Source organism: Arthrobacter sp. FW306-05-C (genome assembly GCF_021801725.1).
Classification (GTDB): domain Bacteria; phylum Actinomycetota; class Actinomycetes; order Actinomycetales; family Micrococcaceae; genus Arthrobacter.
This window is the reverse complement of the sequence record NZ_CP084556.1, coordinates 2605922-2619688: the sequence shown is the minus strand read 5'-3', so window position 1 is coordinate 2619688 and position 13767 is coordinate 2605922. Positions and strand designations below refer to the sequence as shown.

The 13767-nt window shown below is 66.6% G+C and carries 15 protein-coding genes; 12 read left to right on the top strand and 3 right to left on the bottom strand.

Annotated features, from left to right (window positions below):
* The first annotated feature begins 3 nt into the window (after positions 1-3).
* The 3 genes from LFT44_RS12140 to LFT44_RS12130 are packed head-to-tail and all read left to right on the top strand — an operon-like array spanning position 4 to position 2971.
* On the top strand, positions 4-774 hold the full coding sequence (locus LFT44_RS12140) for a lysophospholipid acyltransferase family protein (RefSeq protein WP_236798679.1): 771 nt from the start codon (positions 4-6) through the stop codon (positions 772-774).
* A complete protein-coding gene (locus LFT44_RS12135) occupies positions 771-1820 on the top strand; it encodes an NAD(P)H-dependent glycerol-3-phosphate dehydrogenase (protein WP_236798678.1) in 1050 nt (349 codons plus the stop codon). The genes LFT44_RS12140 and LFT44_RS12135 overlap by 4 nt, the downstream gene beginning before the upstream one ends.
* A gap of 2 nt (positions 1821-1822) precedes the next feature.
* Positions 1823-2971 (top strand): D-alanine--D-alanine ligase family protein, encoded by a 1149-nt coding sequence (locus tag LFT44_RS12130; RefSeq protein ID WP_236798677.1) that lies wholly within the window; start codon positions 1823-1825, stop codon positions 2969-2971.
* Between the two features lie 49 nt (positions 2972-3020).
* Here LFT44_RS12130 and LFT44_RS12125 read toward each other — a convergent pair whose 3' ends face one another.
* A complete protein-coding gene (locus LFT44_RS12125) occupies positions 3021-3524 on the bottom strand; it encodes a DUF3515 domain-containing protein (RefSeq protein ID WP_236798676.1) in 504 nt (167 codons plus the stop codon).
* 69 nt (positions 3525-3593) lie between these two features.
* Between LFT44_RS12125 and thiL the strand changes: the two genes are divergently transcribed.
* Genes thiL through rsmD form a run of 4 tightly spaced genes read left to right on the top strand, consistent with a single transcriptional unit; the run spans position 3594 to position 8578 of the window.
* A complete protein-coding gene (gene thiL, locus LFT44_RS12120) occupies positions 3594-4640 on the top strand; it encodes a thiamine-phosphate kinase (protein ID WP_236798675.1) in 1047 nt (348 codons plus the stop codon).
* A gap of 22 nt (positions 4641-4662) precedes the next feature.
* Positions 4663-5649, top strand: coding sequence for a DAK2 domain-containing protein (locus LFT44_RS12115; RefSeq protein WP_236802882.1), 987 nt, complete (start codon positions 4663-4665; stop codon positions 5647-5649).
* Entirely contained in the window at positions 5639-7906 is a 2268-nt protein-coding gene (locus LFT44_RS12110; RefSeq protein WP_236798674.1) for an ATP-dependent DNA helicase RecG, read from the top strand. Before LFT44_RS12115 ends, LFT44_RS12110 begins: the two co-directional genes overlap by 11 nt.
* 42 nt (positions 7907-7948) lie before the next feature.
* Positions 7949-8578, top strand: coding sequence for a 16S rRNA (guanine(966)-N(2))-methyltransferase RsmD (gene rsmD, locus LFT44_RS12105; RefSeq protein WP_236802881.1), 630 nt, complete (start codon positions 7949-7951; stop codon positions 8576-8578).
* Here the strand turns inward: rsmD and LFT44_RS12100 are convergent.
* Together LFT44_RS12100 and LFT44_RS12095 are read right to left on the bottom strand one after the other, a co-directional pair.
* The gene (locus LFT44_RS12100; RefSeq protein ID WP_236798673.1) at positions 8575-9363 is read right to left on the bottom strand and encodes a spermidine synthase; all 789 of its coding nucleotides are present in this window, start codon (positions 9361-9363) and stop codon (positions 8575-8577) included. The genes rsmD and LFT44_RS12100 overlap by 4 nt on opposite strands.
* Positions 9363-10592, bottom strand: a complete 1230-nt coding sequence (locus tag LFT44_RS12095; RefSeq protein ID WP_236798672.1) for an aminotransferase class I/II-fold pyridoxal phosphate-dependent enzyme — start codon at positions 10590-10592, stop codon at positions 9363-9365. Before LFT44_RS12095 ends, LFT44_RS12100 begins: the two co-directional genes overlap by 1 nt.
* Before the next feature lie 43 nt (positions 10593-10635).
* Here LFT44_RS12095 and coaD point away from each other — a divergent pair, with 43 nt between their 5' ends.
* The 5 genes from coaD to mutM all read left to right on the top strand — a co-directional run bounded on the left by coaD (position 10636) and on the right by mutM (position 13746).
* On the top strand, positions 10636-11136 hold the full coding sequence (coaD, locus tag LFT44_RS12090; RefSeq protein WP_236798671.1) for a pantetheine-phosphate adenylyltransferase: 501 nt from the start codon (positions 10636-10638) through the stop codon (positions 11134-11136).
* A 164-nt stretch (positions 11137-11300) separates the two neighbouring features.
* On the top strand, positions 11301-11783 hold the full coding sequence (locus LFT44_RS12085; protein ID WP_236798670.1) for a YceD family protein: 483 nt from the start codon (positions 11301-11303) through the stop codon (positions 11781-11783).
* 36 nt (positions 11784-11819) lie between these two features.
* Entirely contained in the window at positions 11820-12023 is a 204-nt protein-coding gene (gene rpmF, locus LFT44_RS12080; protein ID WP_009356569.1) for a 50S ribosomal protein L32, read from the top strand.
* A gap of 20 nt (positions 12024-12043) precedes the next feature.
* Positions 12044-12772, top strand: coding sequence for a ribonuclease III (gene rnc / locus LFT44_RS12075; RefSeq protein WP_236798669.1), 729 nt, complete (start codon positions 12044-12046; stop codon positions 12770-12772).
* A gap of 5 nt (positions 12773-12777) precedes the next feature.
* Complete coding sequence (gene mutM / locus LFT44_RS12070; RefSeq protein WP_236798668.1) at positions 12778-13746, top strand: bifunctional DNA-formamidopyrimidine glycosylase/DNA-(apurinic or apyrimidinic site) lyase; 969 nt, start codon at positions 12778-12780, stop codon at positions 13744-13746.
* Positions 13747-13767 lie beyond the last annotated feature (21 nt).

Genomic DNA, 13767 nt, shown 5'->3' with positions numbered 1-13767 from the left:
ACTGTGAAGGAATCTGCCAAGAGCAGGGCCACATTTGTGTTCATCGCCGGCATCGCCCGGCCGCTGCTGAACCTCATGATGTCCAAGACGTGGGAGGGAACAGAAAAACTTCCCGCGGGCGGCTTCATCGCCGCTCCCAACCACTGCACGGAGATTGACCCGCTGGTGGTGGGCCACATGCTGTACAACCAGGGACGGGCCCCGCACTTCCTCGCCAAGGCGTCCCTGTTCAAGGTCCCCGGCCTGGGCCCGCTGCTGAGAGCCACCAAGCAGGTGCCGGTGGAGCGTTCGACGGCGGGAGCGAACCGTTCGCTGCAGGTGGCCCAGGAGATCGTGGCTGAGGGCGGTGCCATCATCATCTACCCCGAGGGCACGCTGACGCGTGATCCCGACCTGTGGCCCATGAAGGGGCATACCGGCGCTGCACGTCTGGCCCTCGAAGGCGGAATCCCCGTGGTGCCCATCGCCCACTGGGGTGCCCACGAGGTGTTCCCCAGGTACGGCAAGCGTTTCCACCTGTTCCCGCGGAAGCGATCACGGGTACTGGTGGGGGACCCTGTGGACCTCAGCGCGTTCGACGGACGTCCCCTGGACAACGCAACGCTGGCGGAGGCCACGGAAGTCATCATGGCTGCGATCACGGGGCTCCTTGCGAGCCTGCGCGGTGAGCAGCCGCCGGCGGAACGGTGGGACCCGGCCAAGCAACAGCAGGCCAAGCAGGGGCGGTTCGTGGAACGCGGACAGCAGCACGGTGCAGGAACGGAAGCTCCGTGACCGCTGACGCAAAGCCGGGAGCGGCCCGCACGGTCGCCGTTCTTGGCGCGGGGTCCTGGGGGACCACGTTCGCGAAAATCCTCGCAGATGCAGCCATCGCCACGGGAACGCCTCGTGCCATCAAGCTGTGGGGCCGGCGCGCCGAAGTGGTGGAGGAGATCAACACCAGCCACCGCAACAGCGACTACCTCAAGGACATCGTCCTGCCAGAGAACATCACAGCGTCTACCGACGTCCGCGAGGTGTTGGCGGGAGCCGAACTTGTGGTGATCGCCGTTCCGGCCCAGTCACTGCGTCCGCAGTTGCGGGAGTGGAAGGCCATGATCGCCCCGGGTGCCGTCGTCGTCTCCCTCATGAAAGGCCTTGAGCTGGGAACCGACGCCCGGATGAGTGAGGTCATCAGCCAGGAACTGGACCTGCCGCTGGAACGCATCGCCGTCGTCTCCGGACCCAACCTCGCCATGGAAATTGCCCGGGAGGAGCCCACGGCGTCCGTCGTTGCCTGCACGGACTCCGCCACCGCCGGCTGGCTGGCCAGGACCTGCACCGCTCCGTACTTCCGGCCCTACACCACATCGGACGTCGTCGGCGTCGAAATCGGCGGCATCGTCAAGAACGTGATCGCCCTTGCCGTCGGCATCTGCGAGGGCAGGCAGATGGGGGACAACACCAAGGCCTCGGTGATCACCCGGGGGCTGGCGGAAACATCCCGCCTCGCGCTGGCGCTGGGCGGAGAGGCCAAGACCATGGCCGGGCTCGCCGGGCTGGGCGACCTCGTCGCAACCTGTTCGTCCGCCCTGTCCCGGAACCATACCGCCGGCAGGCTGCTCGGCCAGGGACTGACGCTGGAGGAGGTGGGCCGCAAGATGACCCAGACCGCCGAAGGTATCAAGTCGGGCCAGGCCGTCCACGAACTCGCCGGCAAGCTCGGCGTCGAAATGCCCATTACTGCCGCCGTGGTTGCGGTGCTGGCAGGCAAGCTGTCCGTTGACCAACTGGGGCCGATTCTGCTGTCCCGGGAATTGAAACCTGAAGGCGATTACTGACCATGTCCCACGACACAAACACCCCCGGGGAAACGGCACCCAACAGGAAACCGCGCGTTGCGGTGCTCTTCGGCGGCCGCTCCAGCGAGCATGCGGTGAGCTGTGTGACTGCCGCCGGTGTCCTGGGCGCGATTAACAAGGACAAGTACGAGGTAATTCCCATCGGGATTGCCAAGACCGGCCAATGGGTCCTGGCCCCGGCGGAAACGGCCCAGTGGTCCCTGTCGGCCTCAGCCCTCCCCGAGGTCGTGCCCTCGTCGGAGACCGTCACCCTGGCCGAGATCGGCGGGGAACACCAGCTGATTGTGGCGTCGCCCAACCAGGTGCCGCAGGAACTGGGCGCCGTGGATGTGGTCTTCCCGCTGCTGCACGGCCCTTTCGGCGAAGACGGCACCATCCAGGGACTCCTTGAGCTTTCCGACACCCGGTATGTCGGCGCGGGGGTCCTTGCTTCGGCGGTCGGCATGGACAAGCACTACATGAAGGTGGTTTTCGAAGCTGCCGGACTCCGCGTCGGCCCCTATGTCGTGGTCACCGACAGGCAGTGGCGCCGGGACCCCGAGTCCGTCCGCAAGCAGGTGGACCGGCTCGGGTTCCCCGTGTTCGTCAAGCCGGCCCGTGCGGGCTCCTCGATGGGCATTTCGAAGGTTGACTCCCTGGACGACCTGGATGCCGCCATCGAAGAAGCCCGCCGCCACGACCTGAAGCTCGTGATCGAAGCCGGGATCGTGGGACGCGAAATCGAGTGCGCCGTCCTGGAAGGCAGGGGCACCGACGCGCCCCGGACCTCCATGCCGGGCGAGATCTCCGTATCCGGGGGAACGCACGAGTTCTACGACTTCAACGCCAAGTACGTCGAGGATGACGCCGCGGCCCTGAGCTGCCCGGCGGACATCCCTGCCGAAGCGATCTCCCGGGTCCGTGAGCTCGCTGCCGCCGCATTCGATGCCGTCGGTGCCGAGGGCCTGAGCCGGGTGGACTTCTTCTACACGCCCGAGGGTGAGTTGATCATCAACGAGATCAACACCATGCCCGGCTTCACGCCCAAGAGCATGTACCCGCAGATGTGGGCCGCTTCAGGCCTGGGCTACGCCGACCTGATCGATGAACTCATCTACCTGGCCCTGAACCGCAAGACCGGACTCCGCTGATCCCGGGGACCCTGCCGGCGTGGGCCCACGGTGGGTGGCCTGGCGGAACCTACTGGCTCTTTGGCAGGTTCTGCAGGTCTTCCTGGCCCACGCAGTTCCGGACGGAAGGGACCTTCGCTGCCGCTGCCGCCAGGTCCGCGAGCACAGTCGCGGAGCTGATCTTGTCCGGGTCCATCAGGATTTCCGTGGCAGGCTCCCGGCCGTAGGTGGTCAGCGTCCACACCGGGTCGCCTTCCTTGATGACCCAGTCGACGCCGTTAACGGTCACGCAGCGGTCGGTGGTGGGCCCCGGCACGTTGACTCCGCACCGCAGGATGACCAGCGAAGGATCCCCCCACGCCGCGGTGGCCTGGCTGTTGGTCTTCCGCAGCTTTGAATCGCCAATGGAATCAGGCAGCGCCAGCATCATCGGCGCACACGCCGGGTTGGCCGCGTCCTTGGCGGCAGTGACGTCCACTGCCGGTGAGCAGGCGGTCAGGGAAAGGGCGGCCACCGCTCCAACCATCGCCATCCTGGCGGCGCGGGCGGACAGGGGCAGGTGGTGGTGGTGCATGCTTCCAGCCTATCGCCGCCGCAGTGCCCGCCCGGACACAATGTCAGTCCGGCGCGGTAGCGTAGTGGCGTGCCTGAAGACCTCCGTAACCGCGTTGACCGCCAGCCCACCGTCGACGGCCTTTCCGAAGCCGACCTGCTGGCCCGGATCTTTCCGCGCCTGCGCATGGAGGCCGGGCACACCGCCAGCACACTGCTGGGACCTGGGGATGACGCCGCCATCGTCGCCGCCCCGGACGGCAAAACGGTCATCAGCATCGATACCCAGGTCCAGGACCAGGATTTCCGGCTCCTGTGGCCCAACGGCTACCGCACCACCGGATTCGACGTCGGATGGAAAGCAGCCGCGCAAAACCTCAGCGACATCAATGCCATGGGCGCACAAGCCACGTCCATGGTTGTCAGCCTCACGCTTCCCGTCCACACGCCCGTGAGCTGGGTGGAGGACCTGGCGGACGGCCTCACGGCCGGAATCCGGGAGCTCGGAGCAGTCCGCTGTTCCGTGGCCGGCGGGGACCTGGGCCGCGGGCGTGAAATATCGGTGACGGTGGCGGTGCTGGGAACGCTCGACGGCGGGCGGCCAGTCCTCCGGTCAGGCGCCCAGCCAGGGGACGTCCTGGCGTTGGCCGGCACGGTTGGCCATGCTGCTGCGGGGCTGGCCCTGCTGGAAGCGGATATTCCGGCGGACACCCTGGGCCCGGCGGAAAGAGTCTTCATGGACCTGCAGTGCCGCCCGCGTCCGCCGCTCGCGGCAGGTCCGGCAGCCCGCGCCGCAGGGGCCACGGCAATGCTCGACATCTCGGACGGGCTCCTGCGCGACGGCAGGAGGCTGGCTGCAGCCAGCAGCGTTGCCGTCGCCCTGGATCCCGCGCGCCTGGCCGAACTGGCGGAGGTCCTGGTTCCTGCGGCCGCCCTGTTGGGAGCCGATCCTGAGCAGTGGGTGCTGGGTGGCGGTGAGGACCACGGGCTGCTGGCCACATTCCCTGCCGATGTTCAGCTGCCACCCGGATTCACTGCGCTAGGCTCGATACATGCACTCGGTACCGACGATGGCCCGGGCGTCTTGACAGCGGGTCCGGCCGCGGGCACCGGGGGATGGGATCACTTTGCACACTAAGGTTGCCGCCAACGCGCTGGCGATGAAGAGGTGGCTGGGCAAGGCTGAAACTGCCCTCGGCAACCACAGCGACCGGCTGAACGCCATCAACATCTTCCCGGTAGCTGACGGCGATACGGGCACCAACCTGTACCTCACCGTCCGCGCTGCGGCCCGTTCCCTGGTGCTTGGCGAAGACCAGCCCGCCCCGGTTGACGTCGGGGAAGTCCTCGCCACCGCAGGGCAGGCAGCCATGGAGGAGGCACGCGGAAACTCCGGAACGCTCTTTTCGGTGTTCCTCTGCGCCGCGGCCGAGCCGTTGGCCGGACACACCAGGATGACGTCCACGCTCCTCGCCGCGGCCCTCAACCGTGCCCAGATCCGCGCCTGGTCCGCCCTGAGCGACCCCGTTCCCGGAACCATGCTGTCGGTCATGGAAGCGGCAGCCCGCGCTGCAGCAGCCGTCGACGCCGGCCAGGACGGCGATGACAGCAACCATGCCCTGGGCCTCACCCTCGACGCCGCCGTGGAGGGAGCGCTGGCCGCGGTGGTCCACACGGAGGAGCAGCTCGATGCCCTGCAGTCCGCCCGGGTGGTGGATGCCGGCGGCGTGGGCATGCTGCTGATCCTCGACTGCCTTCGCTCCGCCGTGATGGGCCAGGAACTGCAGGACGAACTCCTCGACGGACTGCACGGCTACGACGTCTCCGATCCCCACATCCACGCTTCCATGCCGGACGACGACGGCGTGGAAGTCATGTGCACCATCACCCTTTCGCCCCTGAACGCCGCCACCCTGCGGCAGCGGCTCGACGAGATCGGCGAGTCCGTCATCATGAGCCAGGTGGGCAGCGGCCCGGACACCGACGGCAACTACCGGTGGCGGGTCCACGTCCACGTCCCGGAACCGGACCCCGCCGTGGACATCATCCGGTCCCTCGGTGAACCATCCCAGATCAGCATCAGCGAGCTGGCGCTTCCCCGGGACGCTGCCGTGGATGCGGTGAATACCGGCGGGCATGAACGCTGAGCTGGACCTGGCCCTTGAACGGCGGATCGGAAAGCGGTCCGCCGCGGTCATCGAGAAACACCTCGGCATCACCACCGTCGAAGGCCTGCTTAACTACTTTCCCCGCCGCTACCTGACCCGCGGTGAACTGACACCCATCAGCGGGCTTCCGCTTGATGAGGAAGTCACCCTCATCGCCCGGGTATTGTCCAGCAGCACCCGGCACATGCAGGCACGCCGCGGAACCATCACGGACGTCATAGTTTCCGACGACGACGGGCAGCAGGGGCTGCGGCTGGTGGGAGGCCAGGACTACCACGGCAAGGTGCCGGGAACGCTGAAGATCAGCTTCTTCAACGGTTACAAGGCAAAAGCTGAACTCCTTCAGGGCCGGCGCGCCCTGTTCTCAGGAAAAGTCACCCGGTTCAAAGGGCAACTGGGCCTCACCAACCCGGACTTCCTCATCCTGAACGAGGACCCCTTCGCGCCGGGCAGTGATGATCCGGAGAAACTCGCAGCCATGCCGATTCCGGTGTATCCGGCTACGGCCAAGCTCCCCAGCTGGAAGATCCAGAAGGTGATCGCCACGCTGTTGGAGACCGCTGACCTCGGCTCTATGGCGGACCCGCTTCCCCCCGCAGTGGCAGACCGGGAGGGCTTCCTTCCCGTGGCCCACGCCTACCGGCTTATCCATGCGCCTGAAACAGCGTCTGACTGGAAACGCGCCAGGGACCGGCTCCGCTACCAGGAGGCCCTGGTTTTGCAGTCCGCACTGGCCCGCCGCCGTGCCCAACTCGCCGCCGAGGAAGCCACCGCGCGGCGCCCCGTCAACGACGGGATCCTGTCCGCGTTCGACCAAAACCTGCCGTTCACCCTCACAGCCGGCCAGGCCGCCGTCGGGAAGACGCTGGCAACGGAACTGGCACAGGACACGCCCATGAACCGGCTGCTGCAGGGCGAGGTGGGCTCCGGCAAGACCGTCGTGGCACTCCGGGCCATGCTCCAGGTGGTGGACAGCGGGGGACAGGCCGCGCTGCTGGCACCCACCGAGGTGCTCGCCGCCCAGCACTACGACTCCATCCGCCGCACCCTTGGCCCGCTGTCCAGCGACGGACTCCTGGGTGGGCTGGCCGGCGGCGGGTCTTCCGTGCAGGTCACTCTACTGACGGGCTCCATGCCCACCGCGGCCCGGAAGCAGGCCCTGCTGGATGCCGCCTCAGGGACGGCGGGAATCATCGTAGGAACCCACGCCCTGCTCAGCGACAACGTGTCCTTCTACGACCTCGGCCTGATCGTCGTGGACGAACAGCACCGCTTCGGCGTGGAACAGCGCGACGCCCTGCGGGCCAAGGCCCGGAAGCCGCCGCACCTGCTGGTCATGACCGCCACACCCATTCCCCGGACCGTGGCCATGACCGTGTTCGGCGACCTCGAAACCTCCACCCTCGATGAACTGCCCAAGGGCAGGGCCCCCATCGCTACCCACCTCGTGGGCCTTGCGGAGAACCCCGCCTGGGCGGGACGGATCTGGGCCCGCGCGCGGGAGGAGATCGACGCCGGCCACCAGGTGTACGTGGTCTGTCCCAAGATCGGAACGGACGACGACGGCGACTTCAGCCCGGGGGAGGCTGCGCCTCCGGGCGTGGAGGCGGAGGAGGGACGGGAGCTCGCATCGGTCACCGGCGTCGTGGACTATTTGCTGGCTGAACCCTCACTGGCAGGGGTTGCCCTGGCCCCGCTCCACGGGCGCCAGGACCCGGAGCTGAAAACGGACACCATGGCCGGGTTCACTGCCAACCGCATCAAGCTGCTGGTCTCCACCACGGTGATCGAGGTTGGCGTGGATGTGCACAACGCCACCCTGATGGTCATCCTGGACGCCGACAGGTTCGGAATCTCGCAGTTGCACCAGCTGCGCGGCCGGGTTGGCCGCGGCGGCCTGCCCGGGACTTGCCTGCTGGTCACTGCCCTGGAACCGGGCCACCCCAGCAGGAGACGGCTCGAAGCCGTCGCCGCCACCACGGACGGCTTCGTCCTGTCGCAGGAGGACCTCAAGCTCCGGCGCGAAGGCGACATCCTGGGCGCTTCCCAATCCGGCGGACGGTCAACACTGAAGCTGCTGCGGGTCCTTGAGCATGAGGACATCATTGCCCGGGCCAGGGAAGACGCCCAGACCATCGTCGGCCAGGATCCGCTGCTGTCCGCCCACCCCGAACTTGCCGATGCCATCGAGAAGTACCTCAACCCCGAGAAGGAGGCGTTCCTTGAACGCGGTTAGCAACCAATGCCTGCAGGGCGCCGGCGGATCGCGGTGGTCGCGGTGACCCGGATCATTGCAGGTGCCGCGGGCGGCACTCCGCTGACAGCGGTCCCGGGATCCCTGACCCGGCCCACCACTGACCGCGTTAAGGAAGCATTGTTCTCCCGCCTCGATGCCTTCGATGTGATCGCGGGTTCCCGCGTGCTGGATCTGTATGCGGGCTCTGGCGCGCTGGGTGTGGAAAGCGGCAGCCGGGGAGCCCTGACGGTGGACCTGGTGGAATCCGATGCCAAGGCAAGCGGCGTGTGCCAGCGGAACGCGGACCTGATCAACGGTGTTCTGGGCCGCAAGGCGGTGACCGTGCACCGCGCCCGGGTGGAGCCCTTCCTCGACCGCGCCCCCGAGGCCACGGCATGGGACCTGGTGTTCCTGGACCCGCCGTACCCGCTGGAGGAGGCCGGGCTGTCCGGGGTGCTGGAGAAACTCGCCGGGCACCTGGCCCCGGGCGCCGTCGTCGTAGTGGAACGCTCCTCCCGCTCCCCTGAACCGGGGTGGCCGCAGGGCCTGACCAGGTTCGCCGAGAAGAAGTATGGGGAGACCCGGCTGTGGTACGCGGAGCCGTTCGTGCCCGATGCAATCGCCGCCGAGGACTTGCCCGGGACGGACGGGCCGGATTCCCTGCGGGCCTAGCCCGAGAAGGGGTCCAGGTCCACCCCGGCCAGGACCCGCGCCGGGTGCGGGCCCCGCGCGGTCAGTTCGGCCGTCCAGGCTTCCGGCCAGGGGCCCTGCGTGCCCGCCAGGATAATGTTGCCCGGGTACCGGCCCTCAAACATCCCCGCTTCGGCGAAGGCGCCGACATCGGCCATGGCCTCACGCATCGCGGCCACCTGGCTCCTGACCAGCGTGAGGGCCGCTTCGTCGCCGACGTTGACAATAAGCAGCCCGTCCGGGCGCAAGCGGTGTCTGGCCTCCCGGTAGAAGCCGCTGGTGGCGATGTGGCCCGGTGCTTCAGGACCGGAAAAGATGTCCAAAATGACGACGTCGAACGTAAGGTCCGGAGTAAGCGCGCCGAGTGCCTCGCGGGCGTCGCCGATGATCGTGGTGAGGTCCGTTCCCTCAGGCATGGGCAGGTGCCTGAGGACAAAGTCGAGCAGTTCACGTTCCAGCTCAACTGCATACTGGATGGAACCGGGGCGGGTGGCCTGGATGTACCGTGCCAGGGTCAGCGCCCCTGCTCCCAGGTGCAGGGCCCTGATGGGTTCTCCCGGCGGTGCCGCGAGATCCACCAGATGCCCGATCCTGCGGAGGTACTCATAGAAGATCTCCGCCGGGCGGTCCAGGTTCACGTGGGACTGTTCGGCTCCGCCGATGGCGAGGAGATAAGCGCCATCAGTAAACGCGTCAGGTTCGATGGTGGCATGCTGGCCTGTTGTCCGGAGGAACCTGCTGATGGCCCCGCCACTGCCGCCGGGCATCAGAGCCTGCCGCGCAGCGTTGCCAGCCGGGCGGCAGCCTCCTCCAGGACCTCCGTCTTTTTGCAGAAGGCAAACCGGAGCAGGCTTCGCGTGCGTTCGGCTCCATCCGGATGGCAGAACACCGGAACGGGGATGGCGGCCACCCCCACCAGTGCGGGCAGCCGCCGGGCGAGGTCCAGGGCGTCCGTGATGCCCAGCGGCGCCGTGTCCACGTTGACGAAGTAGGTGCCCTTGGGGGTGAATACGTCAAAGCCCGCGGCCCGGAGCCCGGCGCTGAGGATATCGCGCTTCTGTTCCAGGGCGGCGGCGATGCCGGTATAGAAATCGTCCGGCAGGGCCAGGCCCGTGGCGATCGCGGCCTGGAACGGAGTACCCGAACTGTAGGTGAGGAACTGCTTTACCGTGCGGACGGCCGAGACCAGTTCCTCGGGACCGCTCAACCAGCCGATTTTCCAGCCGGTCAGGGAAAAGGTCTTGCCGGCGGAGGAAATGGTGATGGTCCGGCCCGCGGCTCCCGGGAGCGCCGCCACCGGCGTGTGGCGGACGCCGAAGGTGAGGTGCTCGTACACCTCATCGCTGATGATGATGGTGTCGTGCTTCTGCGCAAGGTCCACCACGCGCTGCAGGATCTCCGCAGGGAAAACGGCACCCGTGGGATTGTGCGGATTGTTCAGCAGGACCACCCGCGTCCGCTCATTAAAGGCAGCTTCCAGTGCCGCAGGGTCGGGCAGGAAGTCGGGCGCGGCCAGGGGCACGGTGGCGTGCGTGGCGCCCGAGAGGCCGATGACCGCGCCGTAGGAGTCGTAAAACGGCTCAAAGGTCAGGACCTCGTCGCCGGGTCCGGCAAACGCCAGGAGGGACGCAGCGATCCCTTCGGTGGCACCGGTGGTGATAATGACCTCGGTTGCGGGGTCCGGCGCCAGCCCATAGAAGCGTTCCTGGTGCGCGGACACCGCCTCCCGAAGTTGGGGCAGCCCCTTGCCGGGTGCGTACTGGTTGGCCCCTGCAGCGATGGCTGCCCGGGCGGCCTCCCTGATTTCTGCCGGCCCGTCTTCATCGGGGAAGCCCTGACCCAGGTTAATGGCGCCGGTCTGGACGGCCAGGGTGGTCATCTCCTCGAAGATGGTGACGCCCAGGCCGCCGTCCGGAGCGAGGAGGTTGGCTCCGAGGGCTGTCCGCTGCCAGGGAGCAGGTGCCAGGGGGGTGGAAAGTTCCCGTGGTGGATGCATTCAGTCATGTTATCCCGGCCTTTCCATGCGGTAGGTTCGAAGCATGCGACGCGCTGTGTGCCCCGGATCCTTCGACCCCATCCACAACGGCCATCTTGAGGTCATTGCAAGGGCTGCGGGTCTTTTCGACGAGGTCATCGTGGCCATCTCCACCAACTACGCGAAAAAGTACATGTTCAGCCTCGAGGAACGGCTGGAGATGGCGCGCGAAACCCTCGCGTCCCTCAAGGGCATCGTGGTGGAGCCGGTGGGCGAGGGCCTCCTGGCCGAGTATTGCCGCCAGCGGGGTGTGTCCGCCATCGTCAAGGGACTGAGGTCATCGTCGGACTTCGACTACGAGCTTCCGATGGCCACGATGAACCGCCAGTTGAGCGGAGTGGAGACAGTTTTCCTCCCGGCCGAGGCAAGCTACGTCCACCTGTCCTCCACGCTGATCAAAGAGGTGGCGGTCCTGGGCGGCAGCGTCACGGACTACGTGCCCCGGTCGGTGCACCGCCGTATGGTTGCCGGCGAGCCTTCGGCGGATCAGCAGCCAAGGCGGTAGGCTGGATCGGTACTTCGGCGCTGCCTCCTGCCGGTTTGAGTCACCATGGCTCTTCAGGCTAAGATGGTACGTCGGTCATATGTTCAACAGGAGTTCTCATTAACAGAGATGCTGGTTCGCCCCTGGCGTTCGACGTCAAGGACCTCGGGCGCAGCCCGGGAAGCATGCGGACGCTGAAGGAACATGTACCCGCACCGGGTGATCTTGGTGTGGCGCTTATTGGTGTTCAGGAAGGCTCGGATGTCGAGCTCGACCTGAGGCTTGAGGCCGTACACGAAGGAATTCTGGTATCAGGAACCGTTGTCGCTGAAGTAACCGGCGAGTGCGGCCGATGCCTGGATCCCCTTGCGTATGACCTTGAGGTCAATGTGCAAGAACTTTTCTTCTACGAGGGCGCTGAGTTCTCGGACGGAGAAGAAGATGAAGAGCAACGTCGAGTCGAGCACGATGTAATCGATCTTGAACCGGTGTTGCGGGACGCGGTTGTCACCAATCTGCCGTTCCAGCCGGTGTGCCGGGAAGACTGCCAGGGCCTTTGCTCCGAATGCGGAGCTCGCCTGGAAGACGAGCCGGGGCACCACCACGAGGTCCTGGATCCTCGCTGGGCTGCCCTAGCTGATATGGCTAAGCCTGACCGGCAAAATTGATTTGTACGTGTTTGTCTAGAGAGAAATGAGTTAGCCGTGGCTGTTCCCAAGCGGAAAATGTCTCGCTCGAATACCCGCGCCCGCCGCTCGCAGTGGAAGGCGACCGCCCCTCACCTGGTGAAGACCGTTGAGAACGGCCAGGTCACCTACAGCCTGCCGCACCAGGCAAAGGTCGTTACCGACTCTGCTGGCACCGCGCTGTTCCTTGAGTACAAGGGCCGCAAGGTCGCTGACGTCTAATCGGCCCAACAGGCTGACTGATGTCTTCAACTGAAGAGCTTCTGAAGCGTCTCGGTGTCTCTATTGACGCCGGGACGCTTCGTCTTGCGCTCACGCACCGTTCGTACGCCTACGAGAACGGCGGCATCCCCACCAACGAGCGGCTCGAGTTCCTGGGCGACTCCATCCTGGGGTTCTCCGTGACCGACGCCCTCTACCGGGACAACCCGAACCTGCCCGAGGGCGAACTCGCCAAGCGCCGGTCCGCCGTCGTCAGTACCCGTGCGCTTGCCGGCATCGGCCGCAGCTTGGGCATCGGGGAATTCATCTATCTTGGCCAGGGCGAGAAGCTCACCCATGGCAAGAACAAGGCTTCCATCCTGGCGGACACCATGGAAGCCCTGATCGGTGCCACCTACGTCTCGAACGACATCGAGACGGCGCGCCAACTGGTCATGCGGCTAATTGGTCCGCTGCTGAAGGATGCCGCCGTCCTGGGCGCCGGCACCGACTGGAAGACCAGTATCCAGGAACTCGCAGCCAGCCGGCAGCTGGGCAGCATCCACTACGCAGTGGAGGGTTCCGGGCCTGACCATGCCCGCACCTTCACCGCTGTCCTGAATATCGGCGGAACCGCCTACGGCAAGGGTTCCGGTCACTCCAAGAAGGAAGCGGAACAGGAAGCCGCGGCAGACGCGTGGCGGGTGCTTTCCGGCGCTGGGGCCCAGGAGGCCTCCAGTACCGGCGCAAGCTCCGTGGCCGCCCAGTAGCGTCCATGCCCGAACTGCCCGAGGTGGAGGTTGTCCGCCGTGGCCTGGTGAACTGGGTCCGCGGCAGGACCATCCGTGATGTTGAAGTCCTCGACCCACGCTCCATCCGCCGCCATGCCCTTGGCGTCGGGGACTTCATCGGCAACCTCGAAGGTGCCACTGTCTCCGACGTCGTGCGCCGGGGAAAGTTCCTCTGGATGCCGCTGGTGGACAGCTCTGCTGCCGGATTGGACACCCCGGAGACCGATTGCCTGCCCCACGTTGCCCTTATGGCGCACCTGGGCATGAGCGGGCAGCTGCTGATGCAGGACCCAGCCGTCCCCGATGAAAAGCACCTTAAAGTCCGGTTCCGGCTCAGCCCGCGGGACGGGATGCCGGATCAACTGCGGTTCGTGGACCAGCGGATCTTCGGCGGCCTCTTCGTCACCACGCTGGTACCCACTGACGACGGCGGACCAGGCGGCCTGGCGGAATCCCCTCTTCCCCTGATTGCAGAGGAAGCAGCACACATTGCCAGGGACCCCCTGGACCCTGCCTTCTCCTTTGACGTCTTCTACCAGCGCCTCCGCAAGCGCAAAACGGGGCTGAAGCGGGCGCTGCTGGACCAGGGACTGGTGTCCGGCATCGGCAACATCTACGCCGACGAAGCACTGTGGCGTGCCCGCCTGCACTTCGCCCGGGCCACCGACACCCTGCGCAGGAGTGAAGCCCAGCGCGTCCTCGACAGCGCCCGCGAGGTAATGCTCGATGCCCTGGCAGCAGGCGGGACCAGCTTTGATTCGCTGTACGTCAACGTCAACGGCGCCTCAGGCTACTTTGACAGGTCCCTCAATGCCTACGGCCGGCAGGGCGAGCCCTGCAGGAGGTGCGCCGCAGCGGGTATCAATGCGACCATCCGCCGGGACCAGTTCATGAACCGTTCCTCCCACACCTGCCCCGTCTGCCAGCCGCGGCCCCGCAACGGCCGCTGGTAGCGGCCGCCCAACCCCGCCTGG

Coding starts and splice junctions, on each gene's coding strand:
- LFT44_RS12130 (WP_236798677.1), top strand. CDS start 1,823: ATGTCCCACGACACAAACACCCCCGGGGAAACGGCACCCAACAGGAAA.
- LFT44_RS12125 (WP_236798676.1), bottom strand. CDS start 3,524: ATGCACCACCACCACCTGCCCCTGTCCGCCCGCGCCGCCAGGATGGCG.
- LFT44_RS12115 (WP_236802882.1), top strand. CDS start 4,663: ATGAAGAGGTGGCTGGGCAAGGCTGAAACTGCCCTCGGCAACCACAGC.
- LFT44_RS12110 (WP_236798674.1), top strand. CDS start 5,639: ATGAACGCTGAGCTGGACCTGGCCCTTGAACGGCGGATCGGAAAGCGG.
- LFT44_RS12100 (WP_236798673.1), bottom strand. CDS start 9,363: ATGCCCGGCGGCAGTGGCGGGGCCATCAGCAGGTTCCTCCGGACAACA.
- LFT44_RS12095 (WP_236798672.1), bottom strand. CDS start 10,592: ATGCATCCACCACGGGAACTTTCCACCCCCCTGGCACCTGCTCCCTGG.
- coaD (WP_236798671.1), top strand. CDS start 10,636: ATGCGACGCGCTGTGTGCCCCGGATCCTTCGACCCCATCCACAACGGC.
- LFT44_RS12085 (WP_236798670.1), top strand. CDS start 11,301: ATGCGGACGCTGAAGGAACATGTACCCGCACCGGGTGATCTTGGTGTG.
- rnc (WP_236798669.1), top strand. CDS start 12,044: ATGTCTTCAACTGAAGAGCTTCTGAAGCGTCTCGGTGTCTCTATTGAC.
- mutM (WP_236798668.1), top strand. CDS start 12,778: ATGCCCGAACTGCCCGAGGTGGAGGTTGTCCGCCGTGGCCTGGTGAAC.